The following is a 25665-nucleotide window of genomic DNA, read 5'->3' on the forward strand; positions in this document are numbered from 1 at the left end:
ATGGATATCTTTAAGATAAAGGAGCAGAAGAAATTTTCAAATAAAATATTCAATATAAAGGAGATTAATACAATGAAAAAATTTGGCTTTCTTTTATTAACAGGTGCTTTAACATTAGGCTTAGCAGCTTGTGGAGGAGCAGAGGAAGAAGCAACTACAAAAGAAGTTAGTGAAGAAACATCTGCCGGGCAAAATGAAGCAGTTGAAGCAACAGGGGATGTACAAGAATTCACAATCAATGCATCTAACTGGGAATTCTCTTCAGATAAAGAATTGGTTGTAAAAAAGGGAACAGCGGTCAAAATTAATTTAGTGAATAAAGAAGGCATGCATACAATTAGTAATGAAGATTTAGGAATTAACTTAACTGCAGACGCTCCAGCTGAATTCACAGCTGATACAACAGGTGAATACGAATTAATTTGTTCAACCATTTGTGGCGCTATGGAAGACCATGAAGCAATGAAAGTGACACTAAAAATAGTAGACTAGTAAACTAGGGGTTAAACCAATCAACTTCAGCTAGCCATTTCCTTCCTAAAATTGATCCATTTCTCTAGGAAGGAAATTGCTAGTTTTTTTTGTCTTGATAGAGTTTGTGCAAAACCGTTGACAAAACAATTGGTTTTATATAATAATAAACATTGTATTAGAATTATTATAATTTAATTATTAATATTTGTTGTGATTCATTCTCACAACCTACTTTTAAGGAGGAAATTACTAATGTCATTAATAGGAAAAGAAATTAAACCATTCACTGCAAAAGCGTATCAAAACGGAGATTTCATCACTGTTTCAGACGAAAACCTCAAAGGTAAATGGAGTGTAGTTTGCTTCTACCCAGCAGACTTTACATTTGTTTGCCCTACTGAATTAGAAGATTTACAAAACGAGTATGCAACGCTAAAGGATCTTGGTGTTGAAGTATATTCGGTTTCTACCGATACTCATTTCACACACAAAGCATGGCATGACACTTCAGAAACAATCGGTAAAATTGAATATATTATGATTGGCGATCCTTCACAAAAGATTTCTCGTAACTTTGATGTACTTGATGAAGAAGAAGGTCTTGCACAACGCGGTACTTTCATCATTGACCCAGACGGTGTCGTTCAAGCGATGGAAATCAATGCAGACGGTATCGGCCGTGATGCAAGCATAATTGTAAATAAAATTAAAGCAGCACAATATGTTCGCAACAATCCAGGTGAAGTTTGCCCAGCTAAATGGCAAGAAGGTTCTGCAACACTTAAGCCAAGTCTTGACCTTGTAGGAAAAATTTAAGGAGTAGGATAAAAATGTTACTAGATGCAGATATAAAAGCACAATTATCCCAGTATCTTCAATTGATGGAGGGCGATGTCCTTCTCAAAGTTAGTGCAGGAACCGATAGCGTATCTCGTGAAATGTTGCTTTTAGTAGACGAACTAGCGAGTATGTCATCTAACATTAAGGTTGAGAAAACAGAGCTAGAAAGAACACCAAGCTTTAGTGTGAATCGTATCGGCGAAGACACTGGAGTAACGTTTGCTGGTATTCCTCTAGGACACGAATTCACTTCATTAGTATTAGCTCTCTTGCAGGTTAGCGGAAGAGCGCCAAAGGTAGAGCAAAAGGTAATCGATCAAATTAAAGCGATTAAAGGTGAATATCACTTTGAATCTTATATCAGCTTAAGCTGCCATAACTGCCCTGATGTTGTACAAGCTCTGAACTTAATGAGCATTCTTAATCCTGGTATTTCTCATACAATGATTGATGGGGCTGCTTTTAAAGACGAGGTTGAAAGCAAGAACATCTTGGCAGTCCCAACTGTTTTTCTAAATGGAGAAAGCTTTGGCAGTGGTCGGATGACAATTGAGGAAATCCTTACAAAAATGGGTTCTGGTACAGATGCATCCGAGCTTTCTGATAAAGAACCATTCGATGTGCTTGTTGTAGGTGGCGGACCAGCTGGTGCAAGTGCAGCCATTTATGCTGCACGTAAAGGCATTCGTACAGGTATTGTTGCTGAACGCTTTGGCGGCCAAGTGATGGATACTATGGGTATCGAGAACTTTATTAGTATGAAATATACAGAAGGTCCGAAGCTTGTAGCAAGTCTTGAAGAACATGTAAAAGAATATGGCGTTGATGTAATGAATTTACAGCGTGCCAATCGTTTAGAAAAAAAGGAATTCATCGAGCTTGAACTTGAAAACGGTGCTGTTTTAAAGAGTAAAACTGTTATTCTTTCAACAGGTGCCCGCTGGCGTAATGTTGGCGTCCCAGGCGAAGCGGAGTTCAAGAACAAAGGTGTGGCATACTGCCCACATTGTGATGGTCCACTGTTTTCTGGAAAACACGTAGCCGTTATTGGCGGCGGTAATTCTGGTGTTGAAGCAGCCATTGATCTTGCTGGTATTGTGAAACATGTAACGGTTCTTGAATTTATGCCTGAACTGAAGGCTGATGCTGTACTTCAAGATCGTCTAAACAGTCTTCCTAATGTAACAGTCCTAAAGAACGTTCAAACAAAAGAAATCACTGGCACTGACAAAGTAAATGGTATTTCTTACATTGACCGTCAAACTGAGGAGGTTCACCACATTGAACTGCAGGGTGTATTTGTTCAAATCGGCCTTGTACCAAACACAGATTGGTTAGGCGACACACTTGAACGTACTCGATTTGGTGAAATCATAGTAGACAAGCATGGTGCTACGAACATTCCTGGAGTGTTTGCTGCAGGAGACTGTACAGATAGTGCTTATAAGCAAATCATTATTTCTATGGGATCAGGTGCTACTGCTGCCTTAGGTGCCTTTGATTATCTAATTAGAAATTAATGGACAATGGACATACAGTTATAAAAATGAAAGCTGAAACGATTTCTCATCGTTTCAGCTTTTTACATTCCTTTTAGCTATCTTTTTTTAGATGTGATCTTTCGTGCTGAAGCAGCCATTCTTTTCTCCAAAGTCCTCCTGCATAGCCTGTTAATTTTCCATTTGAACCAATAATTCGGTGACAAGGAATAACGATACTTAACTTGTTTTTACCGTTTGCACTTCCTACTGCTCTAATCGCTTTTTCATTCCCAATAGAAACAGCAATATCTTTATAGGATCCCGTTTTCGCATACGGTACTTTTGTTAAAGCGTTCCATACCTCTTTTTGAAAAGCTGTTCCTTCAAAGAAAAAAGGAAATGAAAATTCATGTCGAACCCCTTTAAAATATTCATCCAACTGATTATAGCAATCCACTAATACCTGATCCGTTTTATCATTCCTACTATTTACTGGTTTATCATGTTCAGCGAACATAATGGAATAAATGGCTTTATTTGTACCCACAATTTCCAAAACTCCAATTGGTGAATCGTAATCTAATTTTTGCATATCAGTAGCTCCCTATTTAGGTTTTTATTCACTTCTGTTTAAAGTTTTCTAAACCATCTCTATTTTCATTATAAGGTTCTAAGCTGTGAATGGAAATATGTTTTAAAAGTAGCCATTTCGTTACTTGCGATAACAAAAAATGTACATACGTAAAAATAATTACTCTATAGAGTAACAAATTATTGCTTTCTAGCGTAACATATATTACCATATAGAGTAAGGAGGCGGAAATATTGGAAAATTTGAGATTAAATGTTTCGCTTTTACGAAGAAGAGTACCCAATCTTACAAGTGCAGCTAAATCCATTGGCTTACGTCCTGCAACTGTTTCCAATCTTTGTACAGGAAAAATTCCAATCGGTCGTTCTGAAGTCCGAACTTTAGTTGCTCTTGCATCATTAGCCCAATGTAGTTTAGATGAGTTGATTTTGAAAGGAGAGACGGTGGAGATGATTGAAACAAAAGTAAAAACATTAGACTTATTTGCACCCATTGCAAAAGGGGGAACAGTTGGTTTAGTAGCTCGTCCTGGAATGGGCCAGCTCGTCGTGCTAGGTGAGATGTTCTACAGACTTAAGCAAGAAGGCTATTCCATCCTTTTACTAAAGCCAGAGGCTAATCATCCTGAATTGAATGACATCATTGATCATGTAGATGTAGTGGTAGATTCTATCGAAAAGGCATTAGAACAAACGGTTGTTTTAGGAAAGAAGACTGACGTTATTTTCACAGCTGATCGTTCTCATGTTTTAACAGGTGAAATTTATAAACTTCAAGAGCAATTACAAGATGAAGCTATTAAACCAGTCACTACCTTCCTTCTTGATTTAAAAGGGGAAGTGGTCGATGAAGACCTTCCATATGGGCCATTAGAAACATTATGGCATTTTGACATGGATCTCGCAGCAAGACACCGTTACCCTGCCGTAAACCCAATCTATTCGACTTCCTCCGTATTGGAAGGCGCTCATCTAGATCAAAACCATTTATTTATTCAACAGAGAGCCCAAAAACTGTTACGCCGCTATCGAGAACTTCGCTCTTTAGTCAATGTGAGAGGGTTAGATGCGATTCCTTCAACTGAATTAGAAACTTATAACAGAGGAGAACGGTTAGAAGCCTATCTCACTCAGCCGTTTTATGTCGCAGAGCCTTACACCGGAAAAAAGGGTGAATCAGTAGAACTAAAAGATACCTTACATGATGTTCGAAAAATATTAGACGGAGTCATGGATTCTGAGGATATAAAAGTACTAGATTTTATCGGTAAGCTTTGATAAAGATTTAGAGGCATACTATGGGACAAATTTTAGGTGACTATCTCTCGAGATAGTCACCTAAATGTTATTAATGATGATTATGAGTTCCAGAACTATCTTTAGGCAGTTCCATTGGTACTTGTGATTCTGTACCAGGTTCAACAAGTAAAAATTGCCCCATCATACCATCATCTTCATGCCTTAAAAGATGACAGTGATACATGAGCGGGTGATTAGGGTCCGAATAGTCCCCAAATTCGACTGCAATTCTAACTCTTCCTCCATTAGGAATAAATACTGTATCCTTTCTTCCTCTTTCATACTCTGAAGGCTCCTTACCGTTTATGTCCAATATGCGAAATGCCGCATTATGAATATGGAAGTTATGAGACCAGCCAAAATTATTAATTTCCCATATCTCTCGGGTACCCGCTGGCACAACTTCATCAATTCGATACATATCCATCTTTTTTCCATTAATATCGGACTCCATCGATAGCTTAAACTGACGTACCATAGCATCCTTTGGTGCATCTATTGGTGGTACAGTAGAAAGTTGCCCGTCTATTGCAGTTGAAGCTGTCAATTTAGAGGCTGCAACTATTTTCAACAGATCGAATTCACCATTCTCAATACCAGCTCCACCATTGAAACTGTGAAGGATCGTTTCCTCTCCTGGCTTAAATTCAACAACAATCTCTGCACGTTCTCCAGGACTCAACATAACACGATCTAATGTGACTGGCTCTTGCAGGATTCCAGCATCATTTGCTACAAGCTGAAACGAACGATCATCCGTAAATCCAAAATGGTAAGCCCTTGCATTTGAACCATTAAGCAAACGAAAGCGAATTTGGCTAGCTGTTACTTTTAGAAAAGGGTCATACGTTCCGTTAACAAGGATCTCATCGCCAAGCGTACCAAAGGTCGTCTGATTGTCCTCTGATAACTGACCATCTCTAGTAAACAACTTATCTTGTACTATAAGAGGGATATCATTTACACCATAATCAGAAGGTAATTTTTTCGAATCTTCATCATCAATAATAAACATCCCTGCAAGACCACGATAAACATGTCGTACTGTGCTACCGTGTAGGTGAGGGTGATACCAGGTAGTTGCAGAAGGTTGGTTTATGGTCCAATTGGGTTTCCACGTTTCTCCTGCTTCAATCATTTGATGCGGTCCTCCATCCATCACTGCTGGTAATAACATTCCATGCCAGTGTAGGGTTGAGACTTCAGATAAATGATTTACGACATTAAAGGCTACTTGGTCGCCTTTTGAAACCCTGACTGTTGGACCGAGGTAGGAGCCATTAATTCCCCAAGTATCCGTCTTTTTCCCAGGTAAAAATTCAGTTTCTCCTGATTGCATCGTTAATGTAAACTGTTTCGCTCCATCACTTCCAATAGTAGGTTCTAGAAGTTCTGGGATGTTTAATGGATTTTCAAAATCTAACTTCCCTACATTTGTTACGGTTTTATCCCCACAACCTGTCAATCCTAAAATGAGTAATAAAAATAGCATCAGAATAAATTTATTATATGATTTCAATTCCTGACCATCTCTCTTTTATATGAAATATACGCCTTAACCAGTTTAAATCCTACAAATCAATGATAAACACAATATACTAAAATATCAATAAAGCAAACTTTGGTAACTTGGTTTGAGGCATTTACTCTTAAACATGCACTTTAATCAAAAAATAAAAAAACCCCGCTAGAGATTGATTACTCTAACGGGATTTTTACTAATGCCCTCCAAGGTAGGCCTTTTTGATTTGTTCACTTGATTGAAGCTCTGAAGCTGACCCAGAAACTACTACTTTTCCTGTTTCAATCACGTATGCCCGGTCAGCAATGGATAAGGCCATATTAGCATTTTGTTCAACAAGCAAAATGGTCGTTCCTTCACGATTGATTTTTTCAATAATTTGAAAAATATTTTTAACCATAAGAGGGGCTAAGCCCATTGATGGTTCATCCAACAAAAGAAGCTTTGGTTTTGCCATAATCGCTCTTCCCATCGCTAGCATTTGTTGTTCTCCACCAGAAAGCGTACCAGATATTTGCTTCCTACGTTCTTGAAGTCTAGGAAAAAGCTCATATACATGTTCCATATCTTTTCGAATTTCTTTTGTGTTTTTTCTTAAATAGGCACCTAACTCTAAATTTTCTTCTACTGACATGTTCGCGAACACTCTGCGTCCCTCAGGAACATGAGAAATTCCGGTTTTAACAATGGATTGAGGAGCCTTACCTGAAATAGAACCATCCAAATAGTGTATCGTTCCTGACTTTGGCTTTAGTAAACCGGAGAGGGTTTTAAGAAGCGTGCTTTTCCCAGCCCCATTTGCTCCAATCAAGGTGACGATTTCCCCTTCCTTAACTTCGAGAGAAACCCCTTTTAAAGCTTGTATATTACCGTAATAAACATTAATATCATCTACTTTAAGCATGGTCACTATGAACCTCCTCTCCTAAGTATGCTTCGATTACTTTAGGATTATTTCGGATTTCTTCCGGTGTACCGTTCGCAATCTGTTGTCCATGGTCTAAAACATAAATTCTTTCACAAATTCCCATAACCAATTGCATATCATGTTCAATTAATAATATCGTTAAATTGAATTGATTCCGGATAAAGGCGATTAACTCCATCAATTCGTGTGTTTCTTGAGGATTCATCCCCGCTGCCGGTTCATCAAGTAATAATAACTTCGGCCCAGCTGCCAAGGCACGAGCAATTTCTAACCTTCTCTGTTGACCATACGGTAAGTTTTTTGCCTTTTCATCTTTAAACCGATCTAATTGGAAAATTTTCAAAAACTCAAGCGATTTTTCTTCCATCTCCTTTTCCCCAGCGAAATGGGAAGGAAGCCGTAAAATCGAACTGATAATCGAATGTTTAGCTAAGGAATGATAGGCCACTTTTACATTATCCAACACAGATAATTCGTTAAAAAGTCGTATGTTTTGAAAGGTACGGCTAATACCTTTCCGGGTAACTTGGTAGGGTGCAAGTCCATTTAACCGCTCACCATTAAAGGAAATATCTCCCTCTGTAGGAACATAAACTCCTGTTAATAGATTAAAACTAGTCGTTTTTCCAGCCCCGTTTGGCCCAATCAGACCAATGAGCTCTCCCTGATTGATTTCCATATTAAAGCCAGAAACAGCTTTTAGTCCCCCAAATTGGATTCCGGCATTTTTAATTTGAAGTAAAGATTGACCTGCCACCTTAATTACCTCCTTTCGAGGATTTCCACTTACCTAGACCAAAAAACTCTGTAATTTCACGAGTTCCCATTAATCCTTTAGGTCTAAAAATCATGACGAACACTAAAACAAGGCTATAAATGATCATCCTAGTTTCTGGATAATCCTGCAAGAATGTTGAAATGACCGTTAAAAGAATCGCAGCAATAACTGAACCTGATAGACTTCCAAGTCCACCTAAAACAACAATAATTAAAATATCAAAGCTTTTTAAGAACCCAAAGTTTGTCGGTTGAATGATGTAAAAGTTATGAGAATATAAACCGCCAGCAATGCCTGCTAGCAATGAACCGATGGCAAAAGCAATTACCTTATAATAGGTAGTATTAATTCCCATCGCATCTGCCGCTATTTCATTTTCTCGAATCGCAATACAAGCACGCCCATGTCTAGAATTCGTGAAATTAACAACAATCAAAATCGTTAAGACTAACATTATAAACGTACTTGTCCAAGTTGTAAGATGGGAAACCTGTAATCCGGCAGCTCCACCTACATATTCAATATTCAAAAATACAATACGAATAATTTCAGCAAAACCTAATGTAGCAATGGCTAAGTAATCACCTTTTAATCGTAAACTAGGTATCCCTACAATTAGACCTGCTAGTGCTGCCACTACCCCACCAGCTAGTAAGGCTATTGGAAAAGGTAATCCTAGTTTCATGGTAAAAATAGCTGATACGTAAGCTCCCACAGCTAAAAATCCGGCATGACCAATCGAGAATTGACCAGTAATCCCAATGACTAAGTGTAAACTAACTGCCAACATAATATTAATGGCCATAACAATAAACATATTTTGATAGTATGGATTTAATACTTCAGAGGTTAATAGAAATTGGATAAGTCCATAAACAAAAACGGCTAGAATAATAAAAAGCCAAAAACTTTTTGCCTTCTTCATAGTCTGTTTCACCTACACTTTCTCTCTTGTATTTTTACCAAAAATACCAGAAGGTCTGAAGATTAGAATTAAGATTAAGATGACGAAAGCTGCTGCGTCTCTCCAAAGTGAAAATCCTGCCGCACTAACAATGGATTCAATCACGCCAAGTAAGAGCCCTCCAACCATAGCCCCAGGAATGATACCAATTCCCCCCAATACAGCGGCAACAAATGCCTTTAACCCAGGAATAACACCCATTAACGGTTCAATTTTTGTATAGTACACCCCAAAAATCACTCCTGCAGCCCCTGCTAATCCAGATCCAATAGCAAATGTAGCTGAAATCGTATTATCAACATTGATTCCCATTAACCTTGCCGCATCCATGTCATGAGAAACGGCGCGCATGGCCTTCCCAATTTTCGTTTTATGAACAATAAATTGTAAAATAATCATAAGTGCAACTGAAATCCCAAGGATAAATAGTGACTGACTACTAATTTGAGCGCCAAAAACATTAATAGTAGTGTTTGGTAAAACATTCGGATAAGCTTCTGGTTGTGCTCCACGAACATAAATAACTCCGTATTCAATAAGAAGGGACATACCGATTGCCGTAATTAATGCAGCTATTCTCGTTGCATTTCTTAGTGGCTTATAAGCAATTCGTTCAATTAGCACTCCAAATATAGCGCAAATGACCATTGATAATATAAGTGCTGGGAAGAAACCTAATCCAAAGCCTGTAATAGCATAAAATCCCACAAAGGCACCAACCATAAAAACATCACCATGAGCAAAATTAATTAATTTAATGATTCCATAAACCATGGTGTAACCAAGTGCTATAAGGGCATAAATGCTACCAAGTGAAATACCGTTTATGATTTGCTGTAGCCATTCCATCCATTCTCACTCCTCTATATACAAAGTAAACTGATTAAAAAAGTGAAATGGAAATAATCCCATCTCACCTTTAAATTTTTTAAGGATTAACTTTTGTGAAAAACACTTGCTTTCCATCTTTATATTCTAAAACGATTGCTGATTTTATTGGATGATGGTTTTTATCTATACTAACAACACCCGTTACAAGGGACAAATCAGTAGTTTTAGCTAATTCGTCCTTGATCTTAGTTGAATCTGTACTTCCAGCGCGTTTAATCGCATCTGCTAATAGATAAACTGTGTCATAGCCAAGGGCATTGAAGGCATTTGGTGCTGCGCCCTTATTTTTATCTTTAAATTTCGTTACAAATTCTTGGATTTTCTTATCTGGATCTTCAGAAGAGTAATGGTTTGTAATATAAGTGTTATTTAAAGCATCCGCACCAGCTAACTCTACTAATGTTGGTGAATCCCAGCCATCAGCACCCATGAATGGAACGTTAAGTCCTAATTCACGTGCTTGTTTAATGATTAATCCAACTTCTTCATAGTAACCAGGGATAAATACGAATTCTGGATTCTTTGATTTAATTCGAGTTAACGTAGCACGGAAATCGGTATCCTTCCCTACATACGCTTCTTCTGATACGACGCTTCCTCCTGCCGCTTCAAATGTTTCTTTAAATGATGCAGCAAGTCCTTTTGAATAATCACTACCGCTGTCTGCATAAATAGCAGCATTTTTTACTTTTAAATCATTAGCAGCAAAATTGGCTGCAACTGTTCCTTGAAATGGGTCAATGTAAGAAGTACGGAAAACAAATTCATTAACCTTCCCGTCCTTTCCAACTGTTACACTTGGGCTTGTTCCTGACGGAGTTAATACGACCGTTTTTGTATTATCGGCAATTTGAGCTTGAGCAACGGTATTTCCACTAGTAGCTGCCCCAATAATGGCTGTTACCTGATCTTTGCTCGTTAATTTTATAGCAGCATTTGCAGCCTCAGCTGAATCGGATTTATTATCTACCTTAATTAGCTTAATTTCCTTGCCATCAATTCCACCATTTGCATTAATCTCATCAGTAGCAAGATCAATTCCCTTTTCTAGTGATTCACCATAGGAAGCAACATTACCAGAAAGCTCTAAGTTGACTCCAATTTTTATCTTATCACTAGCTCCTCCACCTGAACTTTCCTTTGCTCCACAACCAGCAAGTATACCAGCTACTAAAGTAGAAGCCATCGCAATTTTAGCAAACTTATTCTTCATCCTATTCTTCTCCCTTGTTTTCAAATTTTTCTGATTAATTAAAACATACAATCTCGTAAAATAACTTTGTATATTTATTAAACTATTAATAAATAGTATTTTAAAACAATAATTTCTTTTCGTCTAGTATAATATTTAATATTTCTGAACTATTAAAAAATTAAAGCGTTTTCATTGCTTTAACCATCACTTAAATAGGAATAAAGTACCAAACTATTGTTTCTTGGGTTTCTTAATCCAATTAAACCTATCTAAACAATTTTATATTTTTATTAATAATAGTTAGTAAATAATTTTAATAGTAATCCACTTCGTAAAAATGTTTTTTTGAAATAATGTTATGTAACTAGAGTTTGAAAAACTAGAGAAGAGGGGGAAGAAAAATACGAGCATGAATTAGAGGCATTATACTTTAATTAAAACCTAAATAAGCGAGCCATACCCCATGTAAGAAGGACAGGCTCGCTTATTTAGATATCTCCTACTGCAATTTACCCCTACCTAGGATCGGGATGTCCTCAACCACTTCATCACCGGAAACTAAGTATGCGTAGTCATATAGATTGCAGACTGGGCAGATGTGGTTGGGGATGATTTCAACTTTGTCCCCAATGGAGACTTCATTTCTGAATTTTTCATTATAGATAATGGCATGCTCATCAAATACTTGGTTTATGTAGACACCATCAGAATTTTTAATATAACCTAAGCCGGTTGTGGCACAAATGCCTTGGCTTCGCGATTGCATCGTAAGTCCCTTGGCCCCGACATCGGTAATTACGCGTTCATGTGTTGGTTTACTGATGACAGTTGTTAACACAGTTGCCGCACAGCGGTCATACGTTCCGATCGCATTTCCTTGTGATACATCCATCAGAATATAGGTGCCAATGCGCAGTTCCGTCACACCCTCCATCACTCCAAAATCATGCATCAATGGTGGTGTCGATCCGATACTTACCGTATCTAACTGGGCTCCTAAGTCCTTGGCCAATTTTGCAAAATGGAGGGTACGAGTTTGAGCAATATTGTAAAGCTCTCGACATTCCTCAAGGTCTTTCGCTTTATACGTATGACCGTCATGTGAGAAGATTCCCTTTAAATTCACATGCGAGCAATCCATAATATAGTTTACTAGACGAATATAATCAGCTTCTTCAATAACCCCAGACCGATTTTCACCCACTTCAATTTCAATAAGGACCTGGGCTGCCTTTTCACTATCACTAAAAACCTTTTCAATCATTTCACATTGTTCAATACTATCTACCCCAAAGGAAATATCAATTGTTTCAGCCAGCTTTTTAATGCGATTTAATTTATCTTCGCCAACGATTTCATTGGCGATAAAAATATCAGTTAGACCGTTCTCCGCCATGACTTCGGCCTCGCCAACCTTAGCAACGGTAATTCCCTTTGCGCCAGCTTCTTCCTGCAATTTGGCAAGTCTAGGCGACTTGTGCGTTTTCGTATGTGGTCGGAGGGCAACTTGATACCTGTTAGCGTATGCTTGCATCCGCTTAATATTTTCCATCATAATTTCTCGATTAATAAGTAAGCTTGGGGTCGCTAAATCTTGGACCTTCATCTACGTTCTCCCCCTAAAATTTAAAGTTCATTTAATTGCTTTTAATGCCAGCCCCACATAAAGGGAAGACGACTTTTTGTTCGCTTAGTTCCGGGTATTTCTCGATATATTGTAAATAGGCGGCATAATTTGCCCCAGTAGTAATTTCCACATAAACTCCTTTTGAAGCAAGCTCATTTCTTGCTTGAAGGATGCTTTCTTCAGAAACGGCAATGATATCGCCGCCGGTAGCCCGAATCGCCTCTAGTATTTCCGAACCTCGTGCTGGAGCAGCAATGGCAATTCCTTCAGCAATCGTCCCTTTATTTTCAACAGGCTCCACCGTGGTTTTTCCTTCTTCAAACGCTTTTGAAATCGGGGCACACGCACCCGCTTGAACCGCAAGAATTTTCGGCATTTCTTGTATCTGCCCACTGCTCATTAGTTCTTGGAAGGCAATATAGGCACCTATTAACAACGTTCCATTTCCGACAGGAATAATAAAAGCTTCCGGCAGTATCCCCTTTAATTGCTCGTATATTTCATATACATACGTCTTGGTTCCTTCCCAAAACAGCGGATTATAAATATGACTCGCATAAAACGAATTGGTTTCCTCGACCATCGCCATGGCAGCGCGCGCGGTATCCTCCCGATTTCCCGGTATTTTATGTACGGTTGCCCCATGTGCTGCAATCTGTTTTAGTTTCTTTTCAGAGGTAGACTCCGGAACGAAAATATCACATTGGATGCCAGCTCTCGCTCCGAAAGCGGCAATCGAAGTTCCTGCATTTCCACTACTATCAGCAACAACTCGGTCGATCCCAAGCTTTTTAGCCATCGCAACAAGGATCACGGAACCTCTATCTTTAAACGATAGAGTTGGCATATAATATTCAGCTTTGGCAAGAAGATTTTCAGAGATTTTAATGAGTGGCGTATTTCCCTCCCCTAAGGTAATCTCCCGCCAAACATCGTCTTCTTCAAAAGGTAAGGAATCGATATACTTCCAAAGAGACCATTCCTGCGATTGAGCTGTTTTCGAAAAATCGACTTGCTTCTTCTCGTACTCCAAATGCAACAAGCCGCCACACTCACATTTCCATTTATTACTTTCCAGCGTATAGCTAGACGTACAATTAGAACAAATATATTTCATCTCAATCTTCCTTTACATCATCGATGAATGCGATTGCTTCAAGCTCAATCTTAAATCCATAGTGCAGTTCATTCGTAGGCACCACAGACCTTGCTGGCTTATGCTCACCAAAGTATTGGCTATAGATGGAATTAACCGTTCCCCACAATTCAATATCGGAAATGAACACCGTAACCTTCATCACATCGTCTTTTTTGGCACCCGCTGCTTCTAAAATCGTGCTTAAATTTTCAAGGACTTGGTTCGTTTGCTCGGTAATATCCCCCTGAACACCTTCACCAGTAAATGGGTTTACCGGAAGCTGGCCAGAGATAAACAGTAGATTCCCCTTTTGAACAGCCGGAGAATAATGTCCAGGATTAGGCTTTGCACCTTCAATAGAAATAAATTTCATTTGTTTTTCCTCCTTTTTGAAACTTGCGGACGGTTCTAAATCCTTTTATCAAGATCTATTAGTATTTCTGCTGCCGCTTCTGCCGCTGATGAATCGATTCCTTTATAAAATACAAGCCGAACCGAATCCTTTGAGATTGGACCAATCAATAGCCCTGCCTCTCGCGCCATTTGACAGAACTCCACTGACGAAACCTCGGTGTTAGTCAGTTGTAAATTTAGAATATTTGTTTGAACTTCCTTCTGCGGTACGATTTTTAAAAGCCTGCCCTTCAACTTTTCAAACACAATCTTGGTATTCTCAATATCTTCGTCTAATCGCTCAACTTGGTGTTGTAAAGCATAGATGCCTGGCGCCGCAATGATACCGGCCTGCCTCATGCCTCCACCTAATAACTTCCGCAATTCTCTTGCCTTGCTGATCAATTCATGAGTTCCGCAAATCAACGAACCGACCGGAGCTCCCAATCCCTTGGAAAGACAGAACATCACAGCGTCCACGTATTGCGTAATCTCAGAAACAGCAACCTTCAATCCTGCAGCTGCATGAAAAACTCTTGCCCCATCGAGAAAAATTTGGGCCCCATGGCGATCAGCGACCATCCTAATCTTCTTCATTTCCTCCACCGGAATCCAATAACCACCTGCAAAATTATGAGTGTTTTCAAGACAAATTAATTTTGCCCCACTTTCACTCAATAGCCGATCAATCATGTCAACATCCGGAGTCATGTTCTCATTCATACGATATTTGATAGGCTGACAACGGCCATATTTTTCATCAAATAAAATCTTTTCCGTGATTAAAATGTGTTGATTTTCTTCAACAAGGATGGAATCTCCTGGGTCAATCAGACTGAGAATCGCTAGATTGTTACCAAATGTCCCCGTTGGTGCCAGCAGTGCCGCTTCCTTCCCAGTCAGGTGTGCGGCAAGGTCCTCCAACTCATTAACAGTCTCATCCTCGCCTCTTCCACTTGTCCCGATTCTACCGTCATCACCTAATTTGGCCGAAAGAATCGTATCCAACATTTTTTTATCGGGTAAAGTTAGAGTATCACTTCTTAAATCAATCATTCTATCTCCCCCTTAAAGCATGGGGACGGTTCCGATGTTTCCGAATGAAGCACAAGAACCGTCTCCATGTTTCAATTTAGCTACTTCTTCCTCGGCTTGTTATATCAACACGGTCGATGATTTTGTCCCCTCTGACAAGGTAGAGATAATCATGAAGGTTCATTGTTGTACAACAATGACCAGGAATCATTGGTATCTTGTCTCCGACTTCTGCCTTTAACACATCGATTGGTAATTTTGTATGCTCTTCACTGACACTAATTTGCTCGCAATTGCATCCCGGTATCTCCGTCATAGCCTGATCGACAGCAACGGATTTTCGTCCAGTATCCATAATCACAAATTTCTCATTTACTTCCATTACTGTTGAAAGAACGAATAAGGAATGTTCATATTCGAGCTCGAGTTTCCCATAGGCTGCGTCCATAAAGGCGTAACTACCGACTTGTACATCGGTAAATACCGTATTAGCATCTCTAAATTGTACGGAACCCGTGCTCACTCCAGTAACTCGATGAACTGCAATCTCGTTTTCTTTTAAAAAGGCTATGACACTCTTTAAATAGTTTTCCTTTTCCATCGAAACGGTTTCGCGAATTTTATAATTTATCTCATGAGAAATCTGTCCCGCATAAGCTTGAATTCCTTCGAACGTTAACCCTGGGCTTTCGATAATCTTTTTCGCTAAAGTAAGAACTTCCTCCCTACTATTGACACCACAGCGATCTGCGCCAACATTACACTCAACAAGGCAATGAATGACCGTTCCATGAAGAGAGGCTGCAGCCGATAGATCCTTAATGTTTTTTGCATCATCAACGCAAACAGTAAGATGACAGCATCCCGCCAAACTAGCGACGCGAGATATTTTTTCCAAGCTAATGACTTGATTCGCTATTAAAATATTTTCTACACCGGAATGTGCGAGATCCCAAGCTTCATCGGTTTTGGCACAGCTAATCCCCTTTGCCCCAGCCGCTATTTGCATATGAGCAATCGTTGTGCATTTAGCTGATTTATAATGCGGAAACATATCAAGATTATATTTTTTTAATCGATCCATCATCTTTTCTTGATTTCGGTCGAAGGCATCTAAATCAAGATATAAAGCTGGTGTTTCAAGTTGTGATAGCTTCATAGTTTTTGTAACTCCTATCTAAATGATGCTAACTAGCAAGATTGCTTGCTTTTGCTTTATTATTGGCAATCGTACGTTCTTCCCACTTGGAAACGCAAATTGTACCAACTAGGTCACCAAGAACATTGGAAGTCGTGGTTCCCATATCTATGAAACGATAGAAACCTGCAATAATCCCAACAACTTCAACTGGCATTCCAAATGTCTCAACGATAACAAGCATCATTACTATTCCTCCGCCTGGAACCCCACCACTTGTTGTACAAAGTAAGGTTGCCACAATGGCCATTGAAATAAATGTACTGAATTCAAGCTCGATACCGTAAAGCTGACTGATAAAAATCAACACAGCCGGATAGAGTATTGCACTACCACCAGAGTTAATCTGACTTCCAAGCGTAAGACCAAACTTTGCAATCCCATCGGGAACATTAAAGTCTTCCTTTGCCGATTTAATGACGACAGGAACACTAGCCGAACTTGAGCAGGATGCCAAGGTAAACATCCAAACAGGCATCGACTTTTTAAGAAATGTAAAAACATTCATTCTTGCGAACATCCAAAGCGAACTTCCGTAAACTAATAACATAAGTAAAATAATACCGACCCAGAATGTTCCAATAAAGCCTGCTACCGAAGTGAAAATTGAAAATCCGTATAAGCCAAATGTATCTGCCAAAAGGAAGAAAACTCCCACAGGGGCAAGCTTGATAACCATATTAATATAAAGAAAGATGACATCATTAATCGAACGGAACCCTTTTAGGACAAATTCCTTATGCTCTTTATTTTTCATTTTCAGAACAGCCACACCTAATAAAATGGCAATAACCAATGTTTGAATAACGTTTCCACTAGAGAACGTACCAAAAATATTATTGGAGAAAAGGCTGGTAATAAAGGTTTGAGCGGTTAGTTCAGCGGGCTTTGAAACATCAACTGCTGTAAGACCTTCTAAACTTATCCCTAACCCTGGTTTTAATATCATGGCAGCAGAGATACCAATAATCGTTGCAAACAGAGTTGTAATCACATAAAAAACTAAGGTACGAATCGAAATACGGCCAAGACTTACGGCATCTTCTTGATCAGCAATAGCCGTAATCATTAAACAAAAAACAAGTGGTATGATGATCATCTTGATGAGGTCGAGCCAAATGTTTCCAATAAATTTGAATTCGCCCATTGTTTCCCCAAAGATAATTCCAAAAATAGCCCCTAATACCATCGCAACAAGCGTCATTACCGTCGTGTTGACCAATATTTTTTTTACTTTCTCCATCCATCATGCCCCCATTTTTATTAATTCGTACCCTCTGTAACGATAAGTGCTTACTTCCAACTTCGCCTTTTGCACCTCCATTTTTAATATTAATTAGTAATAATGCAAGTATTGTGCCAATTCTAATTTTTTCCTAAAATATTTATTAAGAACACTACCTAAAGTGCCATTGATAAGAATCAAACTAGCATATTAAATGAATCCGCTTACATTTTTAGCAACCAACCTTTTATAATAATAGTAACATAAAATTATTAGAAAATTATAAAAACGTTAAATACCAGTGAAACATAATGTTTCAAAATAGTACACTACGATATATAATTTACTTATTAATGTAATGGAGGCCGTTCTATGCAAGAAAAATTTATGGTGATTTCACCCTATAAAGAATTTGAAGAAAAAGTGAACGAAATTGCAGCCGAATTCACCTATGAACCTTTCATTATCGATGGAGAGAAACTAGATGAAGATTTTAAAAACAACCTAGATCATTTACTACATAATCATTTCAATCCCGATGTCATTATTGGCAGAGGAGTCGCGACAACCTACGCTAGCAAAATCTTTACAAGTGCTGCAGTTGTTAGGATGGAACCTAATTTTACTGATATTCTATATGCATTGAAGAAGGCTCGGAATCATGGAAATAAAGTTGGCATCATTGCCTATTCATCCCATGGAATTAAAGAAAATATTAGCATTCTCAAAGAAATTTTCGACTTTAAGGAAATTAGCATTTACTTATTTGAGAATAGTATAGATATGGAAAGTCAAGTCATAAAAGCCAAAAAGGACGGAATGAATTCAATCATTGGCGGAGGAACGATTGCTTATGAACTCGCATTGTCTCATCATATTCCTGCGACATTTATTGAAATAAGTCGTTCTGGTATAGAAAGTGCGATTGAACAATCCATCTCGATTATTGAATCTAGAAAGAAAGATCGAGAGCTGTTAGACAATATCCTTTCGTTAATCAATTGCATGAATGAGGGATTATTAGCAACCAAGGATAATAAGGTGTTGGTATCCAATTTAAAGCTCGATGACATCATCAACATTCCGGTCAGGGAATACTTTAATCAATCCATTACCTTATTAAATGAGAACATTGGAAATTTCATTGCTCAAGAGGGATTAACAAAAGACATTATCAAGATAAATGGTAAAAATTATTTAGTAGAGAAGTTAAATAACACAGTTAGTTTTGCAGATAACATCATTATTTTTCATAATGTCAGTGAATTACAGGATAAAGAGGTCAATGTTCGAAGAAAGCTACATGCCAATAAGTTCATAGCGAAGAAGATCTTTAAAGATATTATTGGAAGTGATCCTAAAATAGTAAATATCATCAACAACGCATCGATTTATGCCAAAACAGATGCAGAAGTTTTAATAGAAGGTGAAACAGGTACCGGAAAAGAATTCTTTGCTCAAAGCATTCATAATGATAGTTCGAGAAGGGATAATCCCTTTATTGCAGTGAATTGCGGCGCGATTCCAGAGCAGCTTCTAGAAAGTGAATTATTTGGGTATGTAGATGGTGCCTTTTCAGGAGCAAAAAAAGGCGGAAAAACTGGCCTGTTCGAGTTAGCTCACAAAGGAACATTATTTCTAGATGAGATTAATTCATTACCAATCATGTTACAAGGTAAACTATTGAGAGTTATTCAGGAAAAAACATTGAGACGAATAGGATCGGAGACTGAAACCTTTATCGACGTTAGAATTTTATCGGCTTCAAATAAGGGCATTGATTTACTCATTCAAAAAAATGAGTTTAGATCGGATTTATTTCATAGAATTAATACTCTAACTCTTCAAATACCTAGTTTAAAGGAAAGAATAGAAGATATAGAGATCCTTGCCAATTATTTTATCAATATTTACTCTAAAAAGTATGATAAAAGAATTCCAAGATTAAAACCAAATGAGATAAATTTACTAAAAAGTTATCATTGGCCTGGTAATGTAAGAGAATTAGAGAATGTTATTCACAGATATGTTATTCTCTACCATCAAGCTAATAGTAATAGTCTTACAAGTGATTTTATTACTAATTACAACGGGAATGTTACTAGAAGTGCAGAAGATCATTCTAGTATCATAATTAAGAAGGACAATTTAGAAAACATGGAACGTGAAATTATCGTTTCCTTTTTAAATGAACATAAGTGGAATCGAAAAGAAGTGGCGGAAAAATTAGGAATTTCAAGAAGTACATTATGGAGAAAGTTTAATAATTAGTAAAATATTTTACAACCAACAAGCGAGAAGAACTTCCATCACAAAGATAGGGGCCCTTCTCGCTTGTTGGCGTTTACTATTTTACATAATTACGCAGTTTGCCGATATTCTCAACTTCAACAGATACAATATCCCCTGACTGCATTGGGCAACTGCCAGAAGGTGAACCAGTAGCTAAAACATCCCCTGGCTCCAATGTCATAACCTGTGAAATCCAACTAATTAGGTAAGGAATGGAAAGGGACATCTGATTCGTATTACCATCTTGCACGACTTTACCGTTTAGAGTTGTAACAATTCTTAAATTAGTAGGATCTATACCTTTCACAATCCAAGGACCTAACGGACCAAATGTATCAAATCCTTTGCCGCGTGTAAATTGAGGATCCGTTTTTGTCAGATCTCTTGCCGTTACATCATTAAATATGGTACAGCCAAAGACATAATCCAATGCGTCTTCTTCCTTGATATTCTTCCCGCGTTTCCCAATAATGAGGGCCACTTCCCCCTCCATTTCCACCTGACCTGTTAAACTAGGTGAAGGAAGAATGATTTCCCCCTCGTTAGGAATTAAGGATGATGTTGGTTTTAAAAACAAAAAAGGTTCTTTAAGATTTGCCTGCCCACCAGTCTCTTTAGCGTGTTCAGCATAAGTCCAGCCAAAATTAATCACTTTTTGGGGTTTTACAGGCTCCAATATCTTTACGTCTTCAACTTTAACTCTTACACCATCAAATTTTAGCTCATTGTTTAAAATTTCATTAAAGTTACTGGATAGTTGTAAAATTTCCCCATCTTCAACAATTCCGTAGTAATCCTTACTAGTTTGATTCTGATAACGAACAATCATTTGTGTCCTTTGCAATACCTTCATTCTAATACTTTCTCCCTTTTTAAAAATAATATTGTAGATAACTATACAACAATAGTTACTCTAATTCATAATAAATTCTTACAAAAAACAAATTCCAAAAGCTCCAATAAAGGAGCTTCTGGAATTTTACTTTACTATTAAAATGGAATAATCGCAAAAATAACTGCAACCACTATCATCACTAACGTTGAACCACAGGCCCATTTCAAGACAAGTCGCTGCAGGTCACCAAAATCTTCCCCTACCATTCCCACTAATAAATAAGTGGAAGGCACAAGCGGACTTAATAGATGGACAGGTTGTCCCAAAAGTGATGCCCTTCCAATAAAGGCAGGATCAATTCCATATACACTTGCAGCTTTAGCAAGCAATGGTAACACTCCGTAATAGAATGCATCATTGGACATAAAGAATGTGAAAGGTGCACTGATAACCGCTGTAAAAATGGCAAAATGGGAACCTAAGAAATCAGGTATATGAGTAATCATGACATTTGACATGGCATCAACCATTTCCGTGCCGGTTAGAATACCTGTAAAAATTCCCGCTGCAAACACCATGGATACAACTGATAAGGCATTATCAGCATAGTGCATAACCCGTTCTTTCTGTTCCTTTAAATTCGGATAATTGATGGTAATCGCAATGGCAAAGCCAACCATAAACAATACAGTAGTAGGCAATAGCTCTTTAATTAATGCAACGAGTAGCATAATGGTTAAAAAATAGTTTACAAGAATTAATTTGGGACGTTTAAGACCATCATCCTCTGATGCTGCAGCTGTCATCGCCATCGTACTGTAATCAATTTCTAACACACCAATTCGTTTACGTTCCTTTCTTCCAAGGCAGTAGGCCATGAACAGCACAAACAATATTCCTCCCGCCATAGCAGGGATAACTGGTGTAAATATATCACCCATCTCGAGATTTAGTGCCGTCATTGCTCTAGCGGTAGGTCCTCCCCAAGGAAGAAGATTCATTACACCAGAAGCAGATACCGCTAATCCCGCTAGGACCAAGGGTCTCATTCCTATTCGTTTGTACAAAGGAAGCATTGCAGAAATCGTAATCATATAAGTAGTCGTTCCATCCCCGTCAAGAGAGATGAATAATGCAAGCGCGGCTGTTCCAATTGCAATTTTTACTGGGTCCCCTTTAACAACCTTGAGGATTGTACGGATGACCGGGTCAAATACGCCCGCATCAATCATAATCCCGAAGAAGAGAATTGCAAATAAAATCATAATGCCTGTTGGTGCCACACTTTTTATCCCATCTAATGCCATTGGGCCCATTTCCTTGCCAAATCCACCAATTAAGGCAAAAATAACTGGAACCACCATTAAAGCTATCATAGCAGATAATCGTTTTGTCATAATTAATATCATGAAACTAAGAATCATTAAAAATCCTAAAATTGCCAACATTGCCATCACCCCTTTTAGTAAATTAATAATAATCAAAATATTCTAGAATGAAAACGTTTCCAAAATAAAGTTATTATCGTACATTAATTAGTATTTTGTACATATTGTTCACGAGAGGGGGAGGTTTACAAAAAAAGGAGAGTTGCATTTTTTGCACCCCCCTTAAATGTAAAAATATTTCCTTTCAGGTCTTCCCACAATTCCATACACCACTTCGGTTTTTGCTTCATTTATCGATGATAGGTATTCCAAATATCTGCGTGCTGTAATCCTTGATGCGCCAATTTCCTTACCCACCTCTTCTGCGGAAAGTCCTTCTCTTTTTTCGAAAAGAACGGCTTTTACCTTTCCTAATGTGATTTCATCTATTCCCTTTGGCAATCCCAAACCATGCCCTTTTCTTTCTTGTTTTCCTTTTCCAAAAAGAAAATCAATATACGTTTGATTTACTTCTTGATTGGACATTAATAGCGAATGTTTTTTTACAAATTCCAAGATGACTTCTTCAAATCGCTCCCTATTAACCGGTTTAATTAAATAACTTTCAACTCCATAGCTTAGTGCCTTTTCAATGAATTCTTTATCGGTTGCCGCTGTAATCATGATAATTCCCATTTTCGGAAAACCTTCGCGAATGATGGGTAGAAGATCAGCCCCCATCATATCCGGCATGTAAATATCCAAAAGCAGTAAATCAGGCAGTTTTGCTTTAAGTAGCTGAAGAGTTTCTTCCCCATTTAATGCTTTTCCAACTACTTCAAATTCCTTAAATTCCATTAAAAACTTTTCATGTATATCCGCGATTCGAAAATCATCTTCTGCTATAACTACCTTAATTTTACTCACTATTTCCCCTCCTCTTAAGCTCCTTGGGAAGATAAACAGTAAATACCGTCCCGCTATCTGGTGCACTTTGAACTTCAATCATACCATTCATTTCCAAAGTAGCTTCTTCTGCATTCCAAAGGCCAAATCCTCTTGAAGCTGTCCCATTTTTTGTCGTATATCCCTTTTGGAAAAGAAGCGGTATTTCTTTATCACTAATCCCCTTCCCGTTGTCTGCAATTTCAAAGATGATGTCACTTCCAATATCTGTCGTAAAAAATTTTACCGTTCCGGATTCTACCCCATAAACAGCTTCAAATGCGTTATCAATTATATTGCCAAGGATGACAATTAAATTAGATAGTTTAATATGCGGGGGTAACGGTCCTAAATAACTGTCAGATGCAATTTCAAATTTAATCTTCTTTTCTGATGATTTCCCTAATTTCCCTAGAAGGATGGCCTGAATTTTCGTATCTTTAATCTGGTTAAAAACTACAGAATTCTGAAATTGAACGGTCTGCGTTTCTGTTTGAATCATTTCGATTGCTTGCTGATATTCACCAAGCTGGAGCAACCCTAATAGCACATATAATTTATTGGTAAATTCATGTGTTTGTGCTCGAAGATCTTCAGAATAACTTTTTACCTCGGATATCGTATTGACCATTTGTTCAATTTCAGTTTTATCACGAAATGAGACAACCACCCCGCTATTTTTATTTCCATCAAATAAAGGGGTACAGTTTACAATAACTGTTTTGTCATTCCAGACCATTTCTTTATCGATTTGAGGAGCTCCGGTCCTTAATACTTCATATAAATACTCAGAAGGAAACAGACCATCTACCTTCATATGGCGGACCGAACCTTGAAGGTTTAAAAGTTTCTTTGCAGGAATATTCATTGTGGTGATGTACCCATCTTGGTCAATCGCCAAAATTCCTTCTTTAACAGCATGCAAGATTGCATTTTTTTCTTTATATAGCCTAGCTATTTCATACGGCTCAAGCCCCATGGTATCCTTACGAATATTTCGTCCAAGGATGATACTTCCTGTCACTGATATGAATAGGGCAAAAAGGGCGACATATAGAACCTTAACGATATTTTTATTAATTTGTTCATGAATATCCTCTAGTAAAAATCCAACGGAAACAATTCCAATAATTTCTCCTTTTTGATTAAAAATGGGAGATTTTCCTCTTATGGATGGCCCAAGTGTTCCTATTGACTTGGAAATATAATACTCTCCATTTTGAAGAGCTCTATCGTTATCCCCGCCCTCCATTTCCCCCCCTATCTTTGATAGTAGTGGGTGGGAGTATCTAATTCCATTCTTATTTCCTATAACTATAAATTCAGCACCTGTTTCCTTACGTATCTTTTCGGCAAGGGGCTGAATCGTTTTAGCTGGATCATTTGTTTGAAACGCAGTAATAACGGTAGGTATGAATGATACCGTTTTAGATAACTCTAGTGCCATCCTTCCCTTATTTTCCTCTATTTGCTTACTTTCCTTATAGCTAAAAGAAACAGTTAGCAGCAAAATTAACAAAAGTCCAAGAAGCATAGCTAACACAAATATTTTTATCTGCAGTGATATTCTTTTCGTTTTCATTCCAGCATCCCCTCTTTACGGCGAAAAAGATGTCCCAAATTGGTAGACATCTCTTTTATATTACTTTTTGGGAATTAGTGAACCGTACTTGTCATCTTAGGAACCAAGAAAAAAACACTTATAAAAACTCCCATTCTATTTTTCAATGTGCTTACCTAATTCTAATGTTTCAATAAAATTCACAAAGGTCTTCACGACATTTCCTTCCATGGACTCCTTATGATAATACATCCATGTTCTGCGTTTTAAAGGTTTTTCATTTTGGTCAGTCAAATCATATTTTTCTAATTCCTCAATATCTTTAAGCATTCTGTTGGACATGATTCCATAGCCCAATCCATTTATAACCATTTCCTTACAAGTATCAACTTGGTCCACTTCAATGCTGATAAGCGGAGGCTGGGTATAGTTTTCAGCCCACCAATTATCAATTAAAGTATTTAATAAGTAATCTCCACTATAGTCAATTCTCGGGAGATTAGGCAAATCTGCTATATCTATTGCCCCCTTGGACATAATAGAAATACTTTCTTCAAATAATAAATGTTTCTTAAGTCCTCTACCGCTATAGTCGCCTCGAATGAAGCCAATATGAACATCTTTATTGTGTATATATTGAGTTACGTCTTTACTCCAACCAGTAATCACTTTAAATTCCACATGAGGATATTGGTCTTTAAATACTTTTAATATATGGGGCAGTTCATAGTTTGCGAAAAATTTGGATACACCCAATTTTAATGTTCCTGTAATTTCATTTCCTGCATCGTTATTCATATTCCGAATATGCTCTTTTATATTATTAAATTGAGCAATGATACCATCGGCACAATGAACTAAATATTCTCCCTGCGGGGTAAAGTGGACCCCTCTGCTTTCTCTTGTTATGATTTTGACACCCAGTTCTTCCTGCAGGTTTTTTATACGATTAGTTAGTGCCGGCTGAGTAATAAACAAAAGCCTTGCTGCTTTTGATATGTTCTTCTGACTATAGAGGACCTTCAGTATTTCCCAATCACGGTATTCCACCACTTACCCCCAAAATATGCCATATAAAAATTTCTT

At 37.8% G+C, this 25665-nt stretch carries 23 protein-coding genes; 5 read left to right on the forward strand and 18 right to left on the reverse strand.

The window, feature by feature from the left end:
• The first annotated feature begins 72 nt into the window (after positions 1 to 72).
• The 3 genes from LRP83_RS13620 (at position 73) to ahpF (ending at position 2834) form a co-directional block, all read left to right on the forward strand.
• Positions 73 to 492, forward strand: a complete 420-nt coding sequence (locus LRP83_RS13620) for a cupredoxin domain-containing protein (protein WP_230497251.1) — start codon at positions 73 to 75, stop codon at positions 490 to 492.
• Positions 493 to 726: 234 nt separating this feature from the next.
• Entirely contained in the window at positions 727 to 1290 is a 564-nt protein-coding gene (gene ahpC / locus LRP83_RS13625) for an alkyl hydroperoxide reductase subunit C (protein ID WP_230497252.1), read from the forward strand.
• A gap of 14 nt (positions 1291 to 1304) precedes the next feature.
• Positions 1305 to 2834 carry an alkyl hydroperoxide reductase subunit F gene (ahpF, locus tag LRP83_RS13630; RefSeq protein WP_230497253.1) on the forward strand — a complete coding sequence of 510 codons (1530 nt, stop codon included), beginning with the start codon at positions 1305 to 1307 and terminating at the stop codon, positions 2832 to 2834.
• A 73-nt stretch (positions 2835 to 2907) separates the two neighbouring features.
• Here ahpF and LRP83_RS13635 read toward each other — a convergent pair whose 3' ends face one another.
• Positions 2908 to 3387: a methylated-DNA--[protein]-cysteine S-methyltransferase gene (locus tag LRP83_RS13635; RefSeq protein WP_230497254.1), complete on the reverse strand. Its 480-nt coding sequence runs from the start codon at positions 3385 to 3387 to the stop codon at positions 2908 to 2910.
• A 233-nt stretch (positions 3388 to 3620) separates the two neighbouring features.
• Between LRP83_RS13635 and LRP83_RS13640 the strand changes: the two genes are divergently transcribed.
• On the forward strand, positions 3621 to 4664 hold the full coding sequence (locus LRP83_RS13640) for a F0F1 ATP synthase subunit beta (protein ID WP_230497255.1): 1044 nt from the start codon (positions 3621 to 3623) through the stop codon (positions 4662 to 4664).
• A gap of 70 nt (positions 4665 to 4734) precedes the next feature.
• Here the strand turns inward: LRP83_RS13640 and LRP83_RS13645 are convergent, their stop codons facing one another.
• The 12 genes from LRP83_RS13645 to LRP83_RS13700 all read right to left on the reverse strand — a co-directional run bounded on the left by LRP83_RS13645 (position 4735) and on the right by LRP83_RS13700 (position 17597).
• A complete protein-coding gene (locus LRP83_RS13645) occupies positions 4735 to 6204 on the reverse strand; it encodes a multicopper oxidase family protein (RefSeq protein ID WP_230497256.1) in 1470 nt (489 codons plus the stop codon).
• A 199-nt stretch (positions 6205 to 6403) separates the two neighbouring features.
• Positions 6404 to 7111: an ABC transporter ATP-binding protein gene (locus LRP83_RS13650; protein ID WP_230497327.1), complete on the reverse strand. Its 708-nt coding sequence runs from the start codon at positions 7109 to 7111 to the stop codon at positions 6404 to 6406.
• Positions 7104 to 7892: an ABC transporter ATP-binding protein gene (locus LRP83_RS13655; protein WP_230497257.1), complete on the reverse strand. Its 789-nt coding sequence runs from the start codon at positions 7890 to 7892 to the stop codon at positions 7104 to 7106. Before LRP83_RS13655 ends, LRP83_RS13650 begins: the two co-directional genes overlap by 8 nt.
• A gap of 1 nt (position 7893) precedes the next feature.
• Positions 7894 to 8838 (reverse strand): branched-chain amino acid ABC transporter permease, encoded by a 945-nt coding sequence (locus tag LRP83_RS13660; RefSeq protein ID WP_230497258.1) that lies wholly within the window; start codon positions 8836 to 8838, stop codon positions 7894 to 7896.
• 12 nt (positions 8839 to 8850) lie between these two features.
• Positions 8851 to 9726: a branched-chain amino acid ABC transporter permease gene (locus LRP83_RS13665; protein WP_230497259.1), complete on the reverse strand. Its 876-nt coding sequence runs from the start codon at positions 9724 to 9726 to the stop codon at positions 8851 to 8853.
• A 79-nt stretch (positions 9727 to 9805) separates the two neighbouring features.
• The gene (locus LRP83_RS13670; protein WP_230497260.1) at positions 9806 to 10981 is read right to left on the reverse strand and encodes an ABC transporter substrate-binding protein; all 1176 of its coding nucleotides are present in this window, start codon (positions 10979 to 10981) and stop codon (positions 9806 to 9808) included.
• Between the two features lie 481 nt (positions 10982 to 11462).
• Positions 11463 to 12569, reverse strand: coding sequence for an alanine racemase (locus tag LRP83_RS13675; RefSeq protein WP_230497261.1), 1107 nt, complete (start codon positions 12567 to 12569; stop codon positions 11463 to 11465).
• A gap of 31 nt (positions 12570 to 12600) precedes the next feature.
• Positions 12601 to 13707 (reverse strand): threonine synthase, encoded by a 1107-nt coding sequence (locus LRP83_RS13680; protein WP_230497262.1) that lies wholly within the window; start codon positions 13705 to 13707, stop codon positions 12601 to 12603.
• Between the two features lies 1 nt (position 13708).
• Positions 13709 to 14101 carry a RidA family protein gene (locus LRP83_RS13685; protein WP_230497263.1) on the reverse strand — a complete coding sequence of 131 codons (393 nt, stop codon included), beginning with the start codon at positions 14099 to 14101 and terminating at the stop codon, positions 13709 to 13711.
• Positions 14102 to 14136: 35 nt separating this feature from the next.
• Entirely contained in the window at positions 14137 to 15177 is a 1041-nt protein-coding gene (locus LRP83_RS13690) for a threonine aldolase family protein (protein ID WP_230497264.1), read from the reverse strand.
• 76 nt (positions 15178 to 15253) lie between these two features.
• Positions 15254 to 16315 (reverse strand): alanine racemase, encoded by a 1062-nt coding sequence (locus tag LRP83_RS13695; RefSeq protein WP_230497265.1) that lies wholly within the window; start codon positions 16313 to 16315, stop codon positions 15254 to 15256.
• Positions 16316 to 16343: 28 nt separating this feature from the next.
• Positions 16344 to 17597: a dicarboxylate/amino acid:cation symporter gene (locus LRP83_RS13700; RefSeq protein WP_230497266.1), complete on the reverse strand. Its 1254-nt coding sequence runs from the start codon at positions 17595 to 17597 to the stop codon at positions 16344 to 16346.
• Between the two features lie 354 nt (positions 17598 to 17951).
• Here LRP83_RS13700 and LRP83_RS13705 point away from each other — a divergent pair, with 354 nt between their 5' ends.
• Entirely contained in the window at positions 17952 to 19850 is a 1899-nt protein-coding gene (locus tag LRP83_RS13705; RefSeq protein ID WP_230497267.1) for a sigma 54-interacting transcriptional regulator, read from the forward strand.
• A gap of 76 nt (positions 19851 to 19926) precedes the next feature.
• On the opposite strand, the gene LRP83_RS13710 is transcribed toward LRP83_RS13705, so the two are convergent.
• From LRP83_RS13710 to LRP83_RS13730, 5 genes are all read right to left on the reverse strand, one after another.
• Positions 19927 to 20724, reverse strand: a complete 798-nt coding sequence (locus LRP83_RS13710) for a fumarylacetoacetate hydrolase family protein (RefSeq protein WP_230497268.1) — start codon at positions 20722 to 20724, stop codon at positions 19927 to 19929.
• Positions 20725 to 20861: 137 nt separating this feature from the next.
• A complete protein-coding gene (locus LRP83_RS13715; RefSeq protein ID WP_230497269.1) occupies positions 20862 to 22154 on the reverse strand; it encodes a CitMHS family transporter in 1293 nt (430 codons plus the stop codon).
• 162 nt (positions 22155 to 22316) lie between these two features.
• Positions 22317 to 23000 (reverse strand): response regulator, encoded by a 684-nt coding sequence (locus LRP83_RS13720; RefSeq protein WP_290369556.1) that lies wholly within the window; start codon positions 22998 to 23000, stop codon positions 22317 to 22319.
• A complete protein-coding gene (locus LRP83_RS13725) occupies positions 22993 to 24600 on the reverse strand; it encodes an ATP-binding protein (RefSeq protein WP_230497270.1) in 1608 nt (535 codons plus the stop codon). Before LRP83_RS13725 ends, LRP83_RS13720 begins: the two co-directional genes overlap by 8 nt.
• A 135-nt stretch (positions 24601 to 24735) precedes the next feature.
• Entirely contained in the window at positions 24736 to 25629 is an 894-nt protein-coding gene (locus tag LRP83_RS13730; RefSeq protein ID WP_230497271.1) for a LysR family transcriptional regulator, read from the reverse strand.
• Positions 25630 to 25665 lie beyond the last annotated feature (36 nt).

The sequence above is a fragment of the Pseudoneobacillus rhizosphaerae genome (assembly GCF_917563885.1).
GTDB lineage: Bacteria > Bacillota > Bacilli > Bacillales > Cytobacillaceae > Pseudoneobacillus > Pseudoneobacillus rhizosphaerae.

Coding starts and splice junctions, on each gene's coding strand:
- LRP83_RS13675 (WP_230497261.1), bottom strand. CDS start 12,569: ATGAAGGTCCAAGATTTAGCGACCCCAAGCTTACTTATTAATCGAGAA.
- LRP83_RS13690 (WP_230497264.1), bottom strand. CDS start 15,177: ATGATTGATTTAAGAAGTGATACTCTAACTTTACCCGATAAAAAAATG.
- LRP83_RS13695 (WP_230497265.1), bottom strand. CDS start 16,315: ATGAAGCTATCACAACTTGAAACACCAGCTTTATATCTTGATTTAGAT.
- LRP83_RS13680 (WP_230497262.1), bottom strand. CDS start 13,707: ATGAAATATATTTGTTCTAATTGTACGTCTAGCTATACGCTGGAAAGT.
- LRP83_RS13620 (WP_230497251.1), top strand. CDS start 73: ATGAAAAAATTTGGCTTTCTTTTATTAACAGGTGCTTTAACATTAGGC.
- ahpC (WP_230497252.1), top strand. CDS start 727: ATGTCATTAATAGGAAAAGAAATTAAACCATTCACTGCAAAAGCGTAT.
- LRP83_RS13715 (WP_230497269.1), bottom strand. CDS start 22,154: ATGTTGGCAATTTTAGGATTTTTAATGATTCTTAGTTTCATGATATTA.
- LRP83_RS13705 (WP_230497267.1), top strand. CDS start 17,952: ATGCAAGAAAAATTTATGGTGATTTCACCCTATAAAGAATTTGAAGAA.
- LRP83_RS13635 (WP_230497254.1), bottom strand. CDS start 3,387: ATGCAAAAATTAGATTACGATTCACCAATTGGAGTTTTGGAAATTGTG.
- LRP83_RS13710 (WP_230497268.1), bottom strand. CDS start 20,724: ATGAAGGTATTGCAAAGGACACAAATGATTGTTCGTTATCAGAATCAA.
- LRP83_RS13650 (WP_230497327.1), bottom strand. CDS start 7,111: ATGCTTAAAGTAGATGATATTAATGTTTATTACGGTAATATACAAGCT.
- LRP83_RS13665 (WP_230497259.1), bottom strand. CDS start 9,726: ATGGAATGGCTACAGCAAATCATAAACGGTATTTCACTTGGTAGCATT.
- LRP83_RS13685 (WP_230497263.1), bottom strand. CDS start 14,101: ATGAAATTTATTTCTATTGAAGGTGCAAAGCCTAATCCTGGACATTAT.
- LRP83_RS13725 (WP_230497270.1), bottom strand. CDS start 24,600: ATGAAAACGAAAAGAATATCACTGCAGATAAAAATATTTGTGTTAGCT.
- ahpF (WP_230497253.1), top strand. CDS start 1,305: ATGTTACTAGATGCAGATATAAAAGCACAATTATCCCAGTATCTTCAA.
- LRP83_RS13670 (WP_230497260.1), bottom strand. CDS start 10,981: ATGAAGAATAAGTTTGCTAAAATTGCGATGGCTTCTACTTTAGTAGCT.
- LRP83_RS13700 (WP_230497266.1), bottom strand. CDS start 17,597: ATGGAGAAAGTAAAAAAAATATTGGTCAACACGACGGTAATGACGCTT.
- LRP83_RS13660 (WP_230497258.1), bottom strand. CDS start 8,838: ATGAAGAAGGCAAAAAGTTTTTGGCTTTTTATTATTCTAGCCGTTTTT.